The organism is Qipengyuania benthica, assembly GCF_030717865.1.
Classification (GTDB): Bacteria; Pseudomonadota; Alphaproteobacteria; order Sphingomonadales; family Sphingomonadaceae; genus Qipengyuania; species Qipengyuania benthica.
Genome location: NZ_JAVAIL010000002.1, coordinates 652,712 through 667,289 on the forward strand (window position 1 = coordinate 652,712; position 14,578 = coordinate 667,289).

Below are 14,578 nucleotides of genomic sequence, written 5' to 3' on the forward strand. Positions count from 1 at the left end.
CCCATGACCACGCAGATCAAGATTTGCGGGCTCTCGACGCCCGAAACGATGGACGCCGCCATCGATGCCGGCGCGACCCATGTCGGACTGGTCCATTACGAGAAGAGCCCGCGCCACATCGAGCTGGAAGACGCCGCCAAGCTGCGCCGCCGGGTCCCCGAGGGCGTAAAGCTGGTGCTGGTGACCGTGGCGATGCAGCCGCAATATCTCGCGCGCTGCTACGAGGCGCTGCGCCCTGATGTGATCCAGTTCCACGGCTCCGAGACGCCCGAATGGATGGCGCTGGTGCGCAAGACGATCAAGACCGAAACCTGGCGCGCGCTCGGTCTGCGCGAGGCCGCGACGCTCGAACGCGCGCGCCAGTTCGAGGACTGCTGCGATCTGCTGCTGTTCGACGCACCGGCCAAGTCGTTGCCCGGCGGCAATGGGGTCTCGTTCCAGTGGGACCTGTTGCAGGGCTGGGAGCCGTTCATGCCCTGGGCGCTGGCGGGCGGGTTGACGCCCGACAACGTCGCCGCGGCGATCGCCACCACCGGAGCGCCGCTGGTGGATGCCTCGAGCGGGCTGGAAACCGCGCCCGGCGAGAAGAGCGTCGACCTGATCCGCGCCTTCTGCGAGGCCGTGCGGAGCGCGTAAACTCGCGGTGCGCAGGGACAAACGCAAGCTGTCTCGACTTCGTCGGGCACGACCGCCATGGGGACCCGATGGACACCAAGCCCAACTCCTTCCGTACCCAACCCGACGAACGCGGCCACTTCGGTGATTACGGCGGTCGCTATGTCGCCGAGACGTTGATGCCGCTCGTGCTCGATCTCGAGCGCGAATACAGCAAGGCGCAAGCCGATCCCGCGTTCAAGGCGCACTTCGACGATCTGCTCGAACATTACGTCGGCCGCCCCAGCCCGCTCTATTTCGCCGAGCGGCTGACAGAGGCGCTGGGTGGCGCGCAGGTGTGGTTCAAGCGCGACGAGTTGAACCACACCGGCGCGCACAAGATCAACAATTGCATCGGCCAGATTTTGCTTGCCATGCGCATGGGCAAGACGCGCATCATCGCCGAAACCGGCGCAGGCCAGCACGGGGTCGCCACCGCCACGGTCTGCGCGCGTTTCGGCCTGCCTTGCGTGATCTACATGGGCGCGGAGGATATCCGCCGCCAGCAGCCCAACGTATTCCGCATGAAGCTGCTGGGTGCCGAAGTGGTGCCCGTCACCAGCGGGCGCGGCACGCTCAAGGACGCGATGAACGAAGGGCTGCGCGACTGGGTCGCGAATGTCCACGACACCTTCTACATCATCGGTACTGCAGCAGGCCCGCATCCCTATCCCGAGATGGTCCGCGATTTTCAGAGCGTCATCGGCAAGGAAGCGCGTAGCCAAATGCAGGACCGCATCGGCCGCCTGCCCGACCTGCTGGTGGCGGCGATCGGCGGCGGTTCCAACGCGCTCGGACTGTTCCACCCCTTCCTCGACGATGCCGACGTGAAGATGCTCGGGGTCGAGGCAGCGGGGCATGGCCTCGACGGCAGCGAGCACGCCGCCAGCCTGCTCGGCGGTTTCCCCGGCGTGCTCCACGGCAACAAGACCTATCTGCTGCAGGACGAAGACGGCCAGATTACCGAGGGGCACTCGATCAGCGCCGGGCTGGACTATCCCGGTATCGGGCCCGAGCATGCCTGGCTCAAGGTCAGCGGTCGCGTCGAATACACCGCCGTGACCGACGACGAGGCGCTCGAAGCCTTCCAGTTGCTGTGCCGCACCGAGGGGATCATCCCCGCGCTCGAGCCCGCGCATGCAATCGCCGCGGTAACGAAGCGCGCGAAGGAGATGGACCGCAACGCGATCATCCTCGCGAACCTGTGCGGACGCGGCGACAAGGACATCTTCACCGTGGCAGAGAAGCTGGGAGTGGAAATATGAATCCGCGGGTGATCCTGAAACGCGGAACCGAAGCTTTTTTCGTTACCGTCGGCCTCCTCGGGACGCTGCATTATCTGCTCGGTTGGCCGGAGCAATTCACGACCATCTGGATCGTCGCGATCGGCACTTCGATCGGGATGATGATCGGAGAGGCTTTCCGCCGACGCGCACTGCAGGGTAACAAATGACCCGTCTCTCCACCACCTTCGCCAAATCCCACCCCGCGCTCGTCTGCTTCGTAACTGCAGGCGACGGCGACACTGCGGCCAATCTTGACGCCCTGGTCGCGGGCGGCGCAGATGTGATCGAGCTGGGGATGCCCTTCACCGATCCGATGGCCGACGGCCCCGCGATCCAGAACGCGAACATTCGCTCGCTCAAGGCAGGCACGACCACCGCCGACGTGTTCGCCATCGCAACGGGCTTTCGCCAGCGCCATCCGGAGGTTCCGCTCGTCCTGATGGGCTATGCCAATCCGATGATCCGGCGAGGCCCTGAATGGTTTGCAGATGCGGCGAAGAAGGCAGGCGTCGATGGGGTGATCTGCGTCGATATTCCGCCCGAGGAGGACGATGCGCTCGGCCCGCAGCTTCGCGCCGCCGGGATCGCGCCGATTCGCCTCGCCACCCCCACCACCGATGCCGCGCGGCTGCCGGCGGTGATCGAGGGGGGCGAAGGCTTCCTCTATTACGTCGCGGTGGCGGGGATCACCGGCATGCAGCAGGCGGCGATCGGATCGATCGAGGACAACGTCGCGCGCATCAAGCGTTCCACCGATATCCCCGTCGCGGTGGGATTCGGTGTGAGAACACCCGAGCAAGCCGCTGAAATCGCGCGGGTCGCGGATGGCGTGGTGGTCGGATCGGCGCTGGTCGAGCTGGTTGCCGAGCACGGACCGGAAGCGCCGGAGCATCTGCAGGCACTCACTCGTTCGCTTGCTGACGCGGTCCACTCGGCGCGTTAGCCTCTGTACTCGTCATTGCGAGCGTCCGTCAGGACGTGCGGCAATCTATGCATTGCCCTCTCAGCCACCACCCCAGTTGCGCGACTAGTCCATGGATTGCCGCGTCGCTTCGCTCCTCGCAATGACGAAGGCAGGTAGCAACGACCGGTCTTGGCGGTTCCGGGCCAGCGCCCTATAGGCTTGCCCCATGAACTGGTTCAATCGCGTCCGCAACTCGCTCGCTTTCCTCCCCAAGCGCGCGACCGAAAAGGATCTCTGGGTCAAATGCCCGGGATGCCAGCAGATGGTTTTTGCGCAGGAATATGCCGAGAACCTCCAGGTGTGCCCGCGCTGCGAGCATCATGGCCGGATCGGGGCCGACGAGCGGCTGCGGCAATTGCTCGACGAGGGCTACGATGTGCTGCCCCAGCCCGAGGTGCGCGAGGATCCGCTCAAGTTCCGCGACACCAAGAAATACACCGACCGCCTCAAGCAGGCGCGCGCCAAGAACCCGCACAGGGACGCGTTCACCGTTGGCTCGGGTACGATCGAGGAGCGCCCGGCTGTGGTCGGGGTGCAGGATTTCGGCTTCATGGGCGGCAGCATGGGCATGGCGGTGGGCACCGCCTTCTGTCAGGGCGCCGAGCGCGCGCTGACCCGGCGTTGCCCCTACATCGTCGTCACCGCGGCGGGCGGCGCGCGGATGCAGGAAGGCATTCTCAGCCTGATGCAGATGCCCAAGGCCACCGTGATGACGCGGCGGCTCAAGGAAGCAGGCCTGCCCTATATCGTCGTGCTGACCGATCCGACCACCGGCGGCGTCACCGCCAGCTATGCCATGCTCGGCGATATCCACATCGCCGAGCCGGGTGCGCTGATCGGGTTCGCCGGCCAGCGGGTGATCCAGGACACGATCCGCGAGCAGCTTCCCGAAGGCTTCCAGCGCGCCGAGTATCTGCACAAGCATGGTATGGTCGACATGGTGGTCCACCGCCACGATCTCAGGGACCGGCTGGCGACTGTGCTCGACTATCTGCAGCCAAAGGTTGCGGCGTAATCGCAAGCCGCTTGGGATGAGGTCGTGAAGGACTTCGCCACCTCTTCCGATCCCGCCGTTCAGGCGCAGCTCGACCGGCTGGCGGCGCTGAGTGTGCCGCAGGGCAGGCTGGGCCTGGAGACGATCCGCGCGCTGCTGGCGCGGCTGGGCGATCCGCACAAGCGCCTGCCGCCCGTGCTCCATATCGCGGGGACTAATGGTAAGGGCAGCACCTGCGCCTTCCTGCGCGCCATGCTCGAAGCCGATGGCCAGCGGGTGCACATGACCACCAGTCCGCATCTGGTGCGCTACAACGAGCGGATTCGGCTCGCGGGCGAGCTCATATCCGACGACCGGCTGGCCCCGCTGCTCGTCGAAGTGCTCGACGCAGGTCACGGTCTGGCGCCGAGCTTTTTCGAGGTCACCATCGCCGCAGCCTTTGCCGAATTCGCGCGGGTTCCGGCGGATGTCTGCGTGATCGAGGTCGGTCTGGGCGGCCGGTTCGACGCGACCAACGTGATCGAGAGCCCCGCCGCCTGCGCGATCGCCGCTCTGGGAATCGATCACGAACGATTCCTGCTCGCTCCCGAGGAGGGGACGCCGCAGATACCGCTCGCGCGGATCGCTTTCGAGAAGGCGGGCATCGTTAAGCGCGGGTCCTCGCTGGCGACCCTGTCCTACCCGCCCGAAGCGCAGGCCGAAATCGAGCGGGCGGCGCTGGGCGCCGGTGCGCCGCTGGCGATGCGGGGGCGGGACTGGCATTGCAGCACCACCGCAACCGGCCTCCACTACGCCGACCGCCATGGCGAACTCGTCCTGCCGCTACCCACCCTTCCCGGCGCTCATCAGGCCGAGAACGCGGCGCTGGCGGTGGCCATGCTGCGACATCAGGACTTCGTCTCCGTCTCGCGCGAGGCGATGGCCGAGGGGATTCGCACTGCCGACTGGCCCGCGCGGCTGCAAGGGCTTGCGCCCGGCACGCTACGCAGCGCGGGAAGCGCGGACCGTGCGATCTGGCTCGATGGCGGGCACAACCCGAGCGCGGGCGAAGCGCTTGGCCGGCATTTCGCGGGCGAGCGGCTCCATCTGATCGTCGGGATGCTCGATGCCAAGGACCCGCGCGCGCTCACCGCGCCTCTGCTGGATTCGATCGCCAGCCTCACGGTGGTGCCGGTTCCCGGGCACGAGTGCCACCCCGCCAGCGTCTTCGGACCATCCGCCAGAGCGGCACCGGACGTGCCCACCGCGCTCGCCGTCCTGCCCGATGACGGTCTGCCGGTGCTGGTGTCCGGCTCGCTCTATCTCGCCGGCGAAGTGCTGCGGCTCAACGGAACGCTGCCCGACTGAGGGCTTGCCCGAGCGCAGGAATTACTGGCTCCTCGCCACCTGGGGTGGAGGATCGGCAGCGACGACGCCGGATTTGCGCCCTGCCCGGTGCTCGCGCATCCATTCGAGGATGCACAGCACCACCGCCACCATGCCGATCAGCATGGTGAAGATGAAGACGTCGTAATAGCCGCGCTCCTCGATCATCTGCCCCAATGCCCCGCGCCCCAGCGTACCGACCAGCAGCGTCAGCGAGGCGAGCAGCGCATATTGCACCGCCGAATAGCCCTTGGCGACGATCGACGAGAGCCAGGCGATATAGGCGGCACCGGCGATGCCGATCGCCAGGTTTTCGCCGCCGATGGTGATCATCAGCCGCGCCAGTCGCTCGCTTCCGCCCGGAAACTGCAGCACTGCCCAGGTGAAGCCGATCGCATCGCTGACCGCCTGCATCCGGGCCCCGCCCAGCGCCAGATCGGCGTAGAGCAGGTTAGTGGCCGCGGCGAGGAATGCGCCCAGCGTCAGCGTGAACATCCGTCCGAATGCGGTGATCATCCAGCCGCCCAGCGCGAGGCCAAGCAGGATCGCCCCGACGCCGAAGAATTTCGACGCCACCGCAACCTCGTCGAGCGTGTATTCCAGCTCGCCGAGATAGAAGGGATAGGCGAAGGTGCCCCAGATCGCGTCGGTAATCCGGTAGGTCAGCACGAGCGCGAACACGAGCACCAGAGACCAGCCCATCCGGCCGACGAACTCGACCAGCGGCAGCAGCAGCGCGCGGTAGAGCTGGTCGAGGATCAGCCCGTCCGCCTTCTTTGCCACCCGCCCTTCCTTGATGACATGCTTGCCGTCGCGGTTCAGCTTGACCAGCCATGCGGCAATGAAGGCCGGGACGATGATCGTCGCGGCGATGATCAGCGGGCCGTAGGTCGCGGTGAAAAGCGTCGGATCGGGCCGGTCTTCCGGCAGCGCGGTGAGCGAGCGGACCATGAAGATCAGCACGGTGACGATCGCCCAGCCCCACAGCAGTCCGACCGCCAGCAGCGCCCAGTTCCGAACCCGCGGCTCGATCTCGCCGACCTCGTAGAGTTCGGCGGTCTTTTCCTCGTTCATCGTCGTTGCCGCAGCCTTGTCGACATCGGCGTCGGGAGCGAACAGGCCGGCGATGCCGATACCCAGCATGATCAGGCCCATGATGACATAGGTCTGCGGCCAGCCGATCCGCTCGGCGATGATCAGCCCCAGCGCGCCGCCGACCAGCGCGGCGAGGCGAAAGCCCATCTGGGTGACCGTCGAGAGGATATCGATCGTCGCTTCGTCATCGGCGATGTCGATACGCCAGGCGTTGATGACGATGTCCTGCGTCGCGCTGGCGAAGGCCCCGATCCCGGCCAGAAGGCTGAACCAGCCCAACTGGCTCTTGGGATCGAGCAGCGAGAGCGTGACGAGAATGATCCCGAGCAGCAATTGCATCGGTGCGATCCACTGCTTGCGCTTGCCGAGGCGGCGCAGCCCGGGAATGTCGAGTCGGTCGACCAGCGGCGACCACAGGAACTGGAAGGCGTAGGCCAGCCCGATCAGCGAGAAGACGCCCATCGTCTCCAGATCGACCTCCGCTTCGCTCAGCCAGGCGTAGAGCGTGCCGAGAAACAGCGCGAAGGGCAGGCCGCTGGCAAAGCCGAACAGCGCCATGTACCCGGTCTTGCGGTTCTTCAACGCCAGTTTGAGCACGCTCCAGCTGGAAGGCTTAACCGGTTCGGCAGCTTCGGCCATTCGTCTGGGTCCTTTCGCATCGGTGAATTTTTTGCGACACTAGGTCGGTTGCAGGAAAAGGAACAGGACGCATGGGCGATCCCACCGCGCTATCCCCCCATCACCGGCCCACCGACGGGCAGCTCGCGCTGGCCCGCGAGGTCGCCGATGGCGGCAGGCCGCCAGAGCAGCCGGTAACGCGGGTCCCGGCGAGCGTCTACACCGACCCGGCTCATTTTGCGCGCGAGAAGGCCGCGCTCTACGAGCGGATGCCACAGATTCTGTGCCCCACCGCCCTGCTGCCCGATCCCGGAATGGCGGTGCCGCACGACGCCACCGGACGCCCGCTGCTGATCACCCGTGACGCGCAAGGGCAGGTCCATGTGTTCCTCAATGTCTGCCGCCACCGCGGCACCCGGCTGGTCGAGGGCGAAGAGGTGCGCTGCACCAAGAAGCTCGTCTGCCCCTATCACGCCTGGACCTATTCGGTGGATGGTCGCCTGCTCGCCCTGCCCCGGCCCGACACCTTTCCCGGCATCGACAAGGATTCGCATGGGCTGGTCGAACTGCCGAGCTGCGAAAGCGGCGGGCTGATCTGGTTCGCCCCGGTCGAGGGCGCAGATTTCGGCCACGTTCGCCAAATCGGCGAGGATATGGATGCTTTCGGCACCGCCGACCACGTGCTGTTCCGGCGCAAGACCCACACGGTCAAGGCGAACTGGAAGCTGATCATGGACGCCTTCCTCGAAAGCTATCACGTCACCCGGCTCCATGCGAAGACCATCGGGCCGTTCTTCAAGGATGGCGTGACCTCGGGCGATCTGATCGGCCCGCACCACCGTTCGGCGGTCGGACGGCTGGAAGACATGGCCAGTGTCGATCTGGCGGATATGGCTGCGCTCCGGCGGGTGGTGACCTTCGCCTATCAACTGGTCCCCGGCGCGCTGATCATCCCCAGTCCCGACTATCTCAACATCATGGTGATGATGCCCCAGGCGCATGACCTCACGCTGGTCGAAGACTTCATGCTCATTCCCGAGGAGCCCGCAACCGACAAGGCGCGCGCGCATTGGGAGCGTAGCTGGGCGCTGCTCGATGGCGGGGTCTTCGCCGCCGAGGATTTCCGCGCCGCCGAGCTCGGTCAGCAGGGGCTCGCGACCGGCGCGGTGCCCGAATTGATCCTCGGTGCGCTCGAAGGCGGGATCGCGCGCTATCACGAGACGGTGGCGGAAGCCTTGCGCGCCGCCGAGTGAGCGCGTAGCGGCGCGCAGATGCCCGACAGACTGCCCGAAGCCGGTGATCGCATCGCCAAGCTGCTCGCCCGCGCCGGCGTCGCCAGCCGTCGCGAAGTCGAGCGCATGATCGCCGATGGTCGCGTGGCGATCGAGGGCAAGGTGCTCGACACGCCCGCGGTGAAATTGCTCAATTTGCGCGGCGTGACCGTGGACGGAAAGCCGGTCGGCCGCGCCGAAGAAGCCAGGCTCTACGCCTTCCACAAACCCTCGGGCCTGATCACCGCCGAGCGCGACCCAGCGGGACGTCCGACGATCTACGACGCGCTGCGCAATGCGCTGCCCAAGGACACCCCGCGGCTGATGCCGGTGGGTCGGCTGGATTTCACCACCGAGGGGCTGCTGCTGCTCACCAATGACGGCGAGCTCAAGCGGGCGATGGAATTGCCGTCCTCGGGGATTCCGCGCACCTACCGCGCGCGCGCCTTCGGCGACATCACCCAGGCGCAGCTCGACGATCTGTCCCACGGGATCGAAATCGACGGAATGCGCTATGGCAGCATCGAAGCCGATCTCGAGCGCGGCTCGGGCCGCAATCGCTGGATCGTGCTGACGCTGACCGAGGGCAAGAACCGCGAAGTGCGACGCGTGCTCGAACATCTCGGGCTCGAGGTGAACCGTCTGCTGCGCACCGGCTACGGCCCTTTCGAGCTCGCCGACCTCCCGCGCGGACAGGCGGTCCAGATCCGCCACGCCGATGTCGAACGCTTCATGGGCACCCTGCCCAAACCCAAGAAAGCGAAGCCGCAGGCATGAGGCCGAAATCATGAGAATCGTCGCGGGGGCCTGGCGCGGACGCAAGCTGGTCGCGCCCAAGGGCGAGACCACCCGTCCCACCGCCGACCGCACGCGCGAGACGCTGTTCAACATGCTCACCAGCCGGCTCGGGAGCTTCGAGGGGCTTTCGGTGGGCGATCTCTTCGCAGGATCCGGCGCGCTCGGCATGGAAGCGCTGTCGCGCGGCGCGGCGCATTGCCTATTCGTCGAACAGGAGCCCGAGGCGCTCAAGGCCATTCGCGCCAATATTGCCGCCTTCGGTGCGCGCGATCGGACCAGCGTTCAGGCCGGCTCGGTCATGGCGCTGGGCGCTGCCCGTTCGGCACACGACCTTATCCTGCTCGATCCGCCCTATGGCACCGGCGCTGGCCAGGTCGCGCTCGACCGGATGATGCGCTACGGCTGGTTCGACGCCTCGAGCTGGATCGTTCTAGAAACCGGCGTGAACGAAATCGTATCGATCAAGCAACTCGACATCGAGGCGGAACGCCGCGTCGGCAAGGCCAAGCTTACCTTCCTGCGGCTCGCCAGCTAGCTTTCATTCCTGCGGAGGATAGCGCTCGAATTCGGGCAGACGGTGCGCCTCCGCTATCCAGCCGAGCCGCTCTGCCGTCTGAATATGCGCCTGCGCAGGAAGCTCGTCGGGCTCATCGAGCGTGGCGCTCTGCACGTCCACCAGCCCGGGCAGCATCGCGTCGTTGGTGTAGAACAGGCCCGTTCCGCACTGGATGCAGAAATGGCGACGGGCATGCTCCGATGAGGCATAAGTAGACGGCTCGCCCGACACCGCCAATCGTTCCTGTGTCATCATCGCCCAACCGACCATCGGCGCACCCGAGGCGCGGCGGCAATCGACGCAGTGACACAGCGCGTGATTGAGCGGGACGCCGGAAATCTCGTAGCGGATCGCCCCGCAATGGCATCCTCCGGTCAGCATCGTATCGAATCCCTTGAGGTTTCGTAACGCAGATGCGCCAGTGCCGGACAAAAGAAAAGGGCGGCACCGTCTGCACGGTCCCGCCCTTCTTCGTCAGTTAGCCAACGTTACATGTTGCTGGCGGGCTGGCCCGGCCAATAGCCGAGCGGCTTGGTTACACCCGGGCCCCGCTTGCCGGCTTCCCAGGCATTGATGCAATTGTCCTGCTCGTTGGGCGAGCAGATCGGGACATCGCCGGTGGGCGGGCCTTGGTCGCCAGGGGTATTCTGAACCACCGCCGTGCTCCGGTACTGAATGTTACCTACCGTGGTATTCGCCGTCCTGGGTGCCGTGGTCGTGGCGCTCGGCGTGGCGGGCATCGGCGTCGCACCGCTCATCTGGTTCATGATCGAGGTCCAGGCTGCGGCACGCTGCTGCGGCTGCATATCGACGATACGCAGACGCTGCTCGTCGTTGAGTACCCACCAGCCGCGCATCTGGTTATCGTTCAAAGTCCAGTAGTATTCCTGAACTTCGATGGGCCAGCGCGTGTAGGCGATCCGCTGGTCGTCTTCCCAGTTCATGAACATCTGCTGCTGAGCCGGGGTCATGTTGTAGGCACCTGCATCCATGTCCTGTGCGGTATTCTGCGCCATGGCGGGAGCTGCTGAGAATGCCAGCGCTGCGGCGCCGGCAAGAATAAGGTTACGCATAGGATTCGTCTCCGATTACAATTGCTGTCCCCCTTCTCTACGCAGCATCGGCGCGTGGGTTCCGTTACCCTTGCCTTGCCCCCCGCCGTTCCCTAACTGTTCGCATGATCATGAATTCTCTCGAAACCTCCTCGCCGCCCGCCGACCCGGGTGCGCTGCCCGCCTATGCGAAAAACCTCAACGGTCCGCAGAAGGACGCCGTGCTGACCACCGAGGGACCGGTGCTGATGCTGGCAGGCGCGGGAACCGGCAAAACCGCCGCGCTCACTGCACGGCTGGCGCACCTCATCGCTACGCGCCGCGCCTGGCCGAGCGAGATTCTCTGCGTCACCTTCACCAACAAGGCCGCACGCGAGATGCGCGAGCGGGTCGGACGGCACATCGGCGACGCGGTCGAGGGGATGCCCTGGCTCGGTACCTTTCACTCGATCGGCGCGAAGATGCTACGCCGCCATGCCGAGCTGGTCGGGTTGGCCAGCAATTACACCATCATCGACACCGACGACCAGCTGCGACTGCTCAAACAGCTGATCCGCGAAAACGATCTCGACGAGAAGCGCTGGCCGGCGCGCCAGCTCGCGAGCCTGCTTGATCGCTGGAAGAACCGCGGGCTCAATCCCGGCGACCTCGATGCGGTCGAGAACGAAGCCTATGCCAATGGTCGCGGACAGCAGTTCTATACGCTCTACCAGGAACGTCTCAAGACGCTCAACGCCTGCGATTTCGGCGATCTGCTGCTGCACATGCTCAATATCCTGCGGCGGCACCGCGATGTCCTCGAGCAGTATCAGCAGCGTTTCAAATACATTCTGGTCGACGAATACCAGGATACCAATCAGGTCCAGTATCTGTGGCTCCGCCTGCTGGCGCAGGAGCGCCGCAACATCTGCGTGGTGGGCGATGACGACCAGTCGATCTATTCGTGGCGCGGGGCCGAGGTGGCCAATATCCTCAAGTTCGAGAAGGACTTCCCCGGCGCGGCGGTGATCAAGCTCGAACAGAACTACCGCTCTACCCCTCAGATCCTCGCCGCAGCCTCCGGTCTGATCGATGCCAACAGCCAGCGGCTCGGCAAGACGCTGTGGACCGATCTGCCCGCAGGCGACCGGGTCAAGGCGATCGGCGTCTGGGATGGTCCCGAGGAAGCGCGCCGTTTGGGCGAAGATATCGAGCGGCTCGAACGCGAAGGCGCATCGTTGGACCAAGTGGCAATCCTGGTGCGCGCGCAATACCAGACGCGCGAGGTCGAAGACCGCTTCATTCAGATCGGGCTGAACTATCGCATTATCGGCGGCTTCCGCTTCTACGAACGCGCCGAAATCCGCGATGCGCTCGCCTATCTGCGGGTGATCGAGCAGCCCGCCGACGATCTTGCCTTCGAACGCATCTACAACCAGCCCAAACGCGGCCTCGGCGCCAAAACGCTCGACGCCATGCGGCGCCACGCGAAACGCACGGACATGCCGCTCGCCGCCGCCTCGATAGACCTTTGCGACAGTGATGAACTGCCCGCTCGCGCGCGCAATTCGCTCAAGGCCCTGCTCCAGCAGTTTCTGCTCTGGCGCGAGAACGCGCAGAGCGAGACGCCCGCCAACCTGCTGCGCCGGATCGTGACCGAGAGCGGTTACGAGGAGATGCTGCAAAAGGATCGCGGCCCGGAAAGCGCAGGGCGGCTGGAAAACCTCTCCGAGCTCGCGCGGGCGATGGAGGATTACGACAGCCTCACCGATTTTCTCGAGCACGTCAGCCTGGTGATGGAGAACGACGCTCGCGATCAGGGCGAGAAGGTCACCATCATGACCATGCACGCCGCCAAGGGGCTCGAGTTCGATCATGTCTTTCTGCCCGGCTGGGAGGAAGGGGTGTTCCCGAGCCAGCGCGCGCTCGACGAAGGCGGGCTTGCCAGCCTCGAGGAGGAGCGCCGCCTCGCCTATGTCGCGATCACCCGCGCCAAGCGCCGCTGCACCATCCTCCATGCCGCGAACCGGCGGATCTACGGCCAGTGGACCAGCTCGATCCCCAGCCGCTTCATCGAGGAATTGCCGAGCGAGCATGTGGAGCAGGAAACCACGCTCACCGGCGGCGCCTCCCTATGGCGCGCGAACTGGAGCGAGCAGGACGATCCCTTCGCGCATGTCTCTACCGCCCGCCCCGACAAGTCGGCGACCCGCGGCCCCGGCTGGCAGCGGGCGCTGGCGACCGGCTACGACAGCAAGCCGGTCCGGGTTGCGGAGAACAAGCGCAGCGCGGCCAGTTTCGCCGCCAAGCCGCGCAGCGATGTCGCGATCGGCGCACGGGTCTTTCACGACAAGTTCGGTTACGGGACGGTCGCCGATCAGGACGGCAACAAGCTCGAGATCGCCTTCGAGAAGGCCGGTACCAAGCGGGTGCTCGACAGCTTCGTCAAGCTCGCGGAGTAGCGTTACCGGCCGCGGACGGCGCTCAGCGGAAACCTACGCCGAGGAAATCGGGCTTGGGCCCGTTCCATTCGCCTTCGCCTGCAGCATCGTCCCGAGGCTGCGACTTCGCGGGCCGGGATGCGGGCTTAGCGGCCTTGGCCGCCCGCTCGCGGCGCGGCTTGGCGGGACGCTCCTCGCCAGTCTCGACGCGGGCCGATTCTTCGGCGGGAGCGTCCTGCGGGTTTTCCCGCCGGCTGCGATCCGTTTCACCGCGCGGCTTGCGCGCGCGGCGGGGCTTCTCGCCAGCTGGCTTGTCTTCGGCGGACTTCGCCTGTGAGGGCTTGTCCTGTTCCGCGCTGGAACCACTGTCCTTCAGATCGACGCGGACATCGCCCTTGCCGAACACAGGAATCTTGTGACCCGTCAGCTTCTCGACATTGTCGATCGCCTCGGCATCCTCGTCGGTGACGAAGGTGAAAGCGCGTCCCTTGGCTCCCGCGCGACCGGTACGACCGATGCGGTGGACGTAATCGTCCGGGTGCCACGGGGTGTCGTAATTGAAGACGTGGCTGACGCCCTTCACATCGAGCCCGCGAGCGGCGACATCGCTGGCGACCAGGATATTGATGGCGCCGGATTTGAACCGCTCCAGTTCCTGGATGCGGGTTCCCTGATCGATATCGCCATGGATCTCGCCGCTGGAGAAGCCTTCGCGCTGCAGGTGCTTGTTGAGTTCGCGCACCGTGGTCTTGCGGTTCGAGAATACGATCGCGGTCTCGACATGATCGTTGCGCAGCAGCCATTCGAGCGTCTCGCGCTTCTTGCGCGCCGGGACCTGGATCTTGAAGGCGGTGATGTCCTTGTTGGTGGACGCCGCGCGGCTGACCTCGATCCGCTTGGGATTGTTCATGAACTTCTTCGAGAGCTTCTCGATCGGCGGCGGCATGGTCGCCGAGAACAGCATGGTCTGGCGCTGTTCGGGAAGTTTGGAGCAGATGAATTCGATATCGGGGATGAACCCCATGTCGAGCATCCGGTCGGCCTCGTCGATCACCAGCAGTTCGCAGCCGTTGAGCAGGATCTTGCCCCGCTCGAACAGGTCCATCAGCCGGCCCGGGGTTGCGATCAGCACGTCGACGCCATCGTTGAGCGCCTTGATCTGGTCGCCCATCTGGACCCCGCCGATCAGCAGCGCGAGCTTGAGATCGTGGTTCTTGCCGTATTTCTCGAAATTCTCCGCGACCTGCGCCGCGAGTTCGCGCGTCGGGGCGAGGATCAGTGAGCGCGGCATCAGCGCGCGGCGTCGGCCGCTGGCCATGATATCGATCATCGGCAGGACGAAGCTGGCGGTTTTGCCGGTCCCGGTCTGAGCGATCCCGACGATGTCCTTCATCATCAGGATCGGCGGAATGGCCTGGGCCTGGATATCGGTGGGCACGGTATAGCCCGCAGATTCCACCGCTTCGAGCAGGGTCGGGGAGAGGCCGAGGTCGGCAAATGTCATG

Annotated in this window: 14 protein-coding genes; 10 read left to right on the forward strand and 4 right to left on the reverse strand. The window is 65.5% G+C overall.

Features of this window, described 5'->3' with window-relative positions:
- Positions 1-3 precede the first annotated feature (3 nt).
- The 6 genes from Q9K01_RS08405 to Q9K01_RS08430 all read left to right on the forward strand — a co-directional run bounded on the left by Q9K01_RS08405 (position 4) and on the right by Q9K01_RS08430 (position 5,245).
- On the forward strand, positions 4-636 hold the full coding sequence (locus Q9K01_RS08405; protein WP_305929758.1) for a phosphoribosylanthranilate isomerase: 633 nt from the start codon (positions 4-6) through the stop codon (positions 634-636).
- A gap of 68 nt (positions 637-704) precedes the next feature.
- On the forward strand, positions 705-1,919 hold the full coding sequence (trpB, locus tag Q9K01_RS08410) for a tryptophan synthase subunit beta (protein WP_305929759.1): 1,215 nt from the start codon (positions 705-707) through the stop codon (positions 1,917-1,919).
- The gene (locus Q9K01_RS08415; RefSeq protein ID WP_305929760.1) at positions 1,916-2,107 is read left to right on the forward strand and encodes a hypothetical protein; all 192 of its coding nucleotides are present in this window, start codon (positions 1,916-1,918) and stop codon (positions 2,105-2,107) included. Before trpB ends, Q9K01_RS08415 begins: the two co-directional genes overlap by 4 nt.
- Positions 2,104-2,883 carry a tryptophan synthase subunit alpha gene (gene trpA / locus Q9K01_RS08420; RefSeq protein ID WP_305929761.1) on the forward strand — a complete coding sequence of 260 codons (780 nt, stop codon included), beginning with the start codon at positions 2,104-2,106 and terminating at the stop codon, positions 2,881-2,883. The genes Q9K01_RS08415 and trpA overlap by 4 nt, the downstream gene beginning before the upstream one ends.
- Positions 2,884-3,070: 187 nt before the next feature.
- Positions 3,071-3,919: an acetyl-CoA carboxylase, carboxyltransferase subunit beta gene (accD, locus tag Q9K01_RS08425; protein WP_305929762.1), complete on the forward strand. Its 849-nt coding sequence runs from the start codon at positions 3,071-3,073 to the stop codon at positions 3,917-3,919.
- Between the two features lie 24 nt (positions 3,920-3,943).
- Positions 3,944-5,245 (forward strand): bifunctional folylpolyglutamate synthase/dihydrofolate synthase, encoded by a 1,302-nt coding sequence (locus Q9K01_RS08430; protein ID WP_305929763.1) that lies wholly within the window; start codon positions 3,944-3,946, stop codon positions 5,243-5,245.
- Between the two features lie 21 nt (positions 5,246-5,266).
- On the opposite strand, the gene Q9K01_RS08435 is transcribed toward Q9K01_RS08430, so the two are convergent.
- Positions 5,267-6,997, reverse strand: a complete 1,731-nt coding sequence (locus Q9K01_RS08435; protein ID WP_305929764.1) for an AmpG family muropeptide MFS transporter — start codon at positions 6,995-6,997, stop codon at positions 5,267-5,269.
- A 71-nt stretch (positions 6,998-7,068) separates the two neighbouring features.
- On the opposite strand from Q9K01_RS08435, the gene Q9K01_RS08440 reads away from it, so the two are divergent.
- The 3 genes from Q9K01_RS08440 to rsmD are packed head-to-tail and all read left to right on the forward strand — an operon-like array spanning position 7,069 to position 9,580.
- Positions 7,069-8,229, forward strand: coding sequence for an aromatic ring-hydroxylating oxygenase subunit alpha (locus tag Q9K01_RS08440; protein WP_305929765.1), 1,161 nt, complete (start codon positions 7,069-7,071; stop codon positions 8,227-8,229).
- Positions 8,230-8,247: 18 nt separating this feature from the next.
- A complete protein-coding gene (locus Q9K01_RS08445) occupies positions 8,248-9,024 on the forward strand; it encodes a pseudouridine synthase (protein WP_305929766.1) in 777 nt (258 codons plus the stop codon).
- Between the two features lie 10 nt (positions 9,025-9,034).
- Positions 9,035-9,580, forward strand: coding sequence for a 16S rRNA (guanine(966)-N(2))-methyltransferase RsmD (gene rsmD, locus Q9K01_RS08450; protein WP_305929767.1), 546 nt, complete (start codon positions 9,035-9,037; stop codon positions 9,578-9,580).
- Between the two features lie 3 nt (positions 9,581-9,583).
- Here the strand turns inward: rsmD and Q9K01_RS08455 are convergent, their stop codons facing one another.
- Both Q9K01_RS08455 and Q9K01_RS08460 read right to left on the reverse strand, forming a co-directional pair.
- Positions 9,584-9,982, reverse strand: coding sequence for a GFA family protein (locus Q9K01_RS08455; protein ID WP_305929768.1), 399 nt, complete (start codon positions 9,980-9,982; stop codon positions 9,584-9,586).
- Positions 9,983-10,089: 107 nt separating this feature from the next.
- Positions 10,090-10,674 carry a hypothetical protein gene (locus Q9K01_RS08460; protein ID WP_305929769.1) on the reverse strand — a complete coding sequence of 195 codons (585 nt, stop codon included), beginning with the start codon at positions 10,672-10,674 and terminating at the stop codon, positions 10,090-10,092.
- A 110-nt stretch (positions 10,675-10,784) separates the two neighbouring features.
- On the opposite strand from Q9K01_RS08460, the gene Q9K01_RS08465 reads away from it, so the two are divergent.
- Positions 10,785-13,094: an ATP-dependent helicase gene (locus Q9K01_RS08465; protein ID WP_305929770.1), complete on the forward strand. Its 2,310-nt coding sequence runs from the start codon at positions 10,785-10,787 to the stop codon at positions 13,092-13,094.
- Positions 13,095-13,116: 22 nt separating this feature from the next.
- Here Q9K01_RS08465 and Q9K01_RS08470 read toward each other — a convergent pair whose 3' ends face one another.
- The gene (locus tag Q9K01_RS08470; protein WP_305929771.1) at positions 13,117-14,577 is read right to left on the reverse strand and encodes a DEAD/DEAH box helicase; all 1,461 of its coding nucleotides are present in this window, start codon (positions 14,575-14,577) and stop codon (positions 13,117-13,119) included.
- Position 14,578: the final 1 nt, after the last annotated feature.

Excerpts from the sequence above, each read along its gene's own strand:
- trpA (WP_305929761.1), top strand. The coding sequence starts at position 2,104 with ATGACCCGTCTCTCCACCACCTTCGCCAAATCCCACCCCGCGCTCGTC.
- accD (WP_305929762.1), top strand. The coding sequence starts at position 3,071 with ATGAACTGGTTCAATCGCGTCCGCAACTCGCTCGCTTTCCTCCCCAAG.
- Q9K01_RS08465 (WP_305929770.1), top strand. The coding sequence starts at position 10,785 with ATGAATTCTCTCGAAACCTCCTCGCCGCCCGCCGACCCGGGTGCGCTG.
- Q9K01_RS08435 (WP_305929764.1), bottom strand. The coding sequence starts at position 6,997 with ATGGCCGAAGCTGCCGAACCGGTTAAGCCTTCCAGCTGGAGCGTGCTC.
- Q9K01_RS08470 (WP_305929771.1), bottom strand. The coding sequence starts at position 14,577 with ATGACATTTGCCGACCTCGGCCTCTCCCCGACCCTGCTCGAAGCGGTG.
- Q9K01_RS08455 (WP_305929768.1), bottom strand. The coding sequence starts at position 9,982 with ATGCTGACCGGAGGATGCCATTGCGGGGCGATCCGCTACGAGATTTCC.
- Q9K01_RS08415 (WP_305929760.1), top strand. The coding sequence starts at position 1,916 with ATGAATCCGCGGGTGATCCTGAAACGCGGAACCGAAGCTTTTTTCGTT.
- trpB (WP_305929759.1), top strand. The coding sequence starts at position 705 with ATGGACACCAAGCCCAACTCCTTCCGTACCCAACCCGACGAACGCGGC.
- Q9K01_RS08445 (WP_305929766.1), top strand. The coding sequence starts at position 8,248 with ATGCCCGACAGACTGCCCGAAGCCGGTGATCGCATCGCCAAGCTGCTC.
- Q9K01_RS08440 (WP_305929765.1), top strand. The coding sequence starts at position 7,069 with ATGGGCGATCCCACCGCGCTATCCCCCCATCACCGGCCCACCGACGGG.
- Q9K01_RS08460 (WP_305929769.1), bottom strand. The coding sequence starts at position 10,674 with ATGCGTAACCTTATTCTTGCCGGCGCCGCAGCGCTGGCATTCTCAGCA.
- Q9K01_RS08405 (WP_305929758.1), top strand. The coding sequence starts at position 4 with ATGACCACGCAGATCAAGATTTGCGGGCTCTCGACGCCCGAAACGATG.
- rsmD (WP_305929767.1), top strand. The coding sequence starts at position 9,035 with ATGAGAATCGTCGCGGGGGCCTGGCGCGGACGCAAGCTGGTCGCGCCC.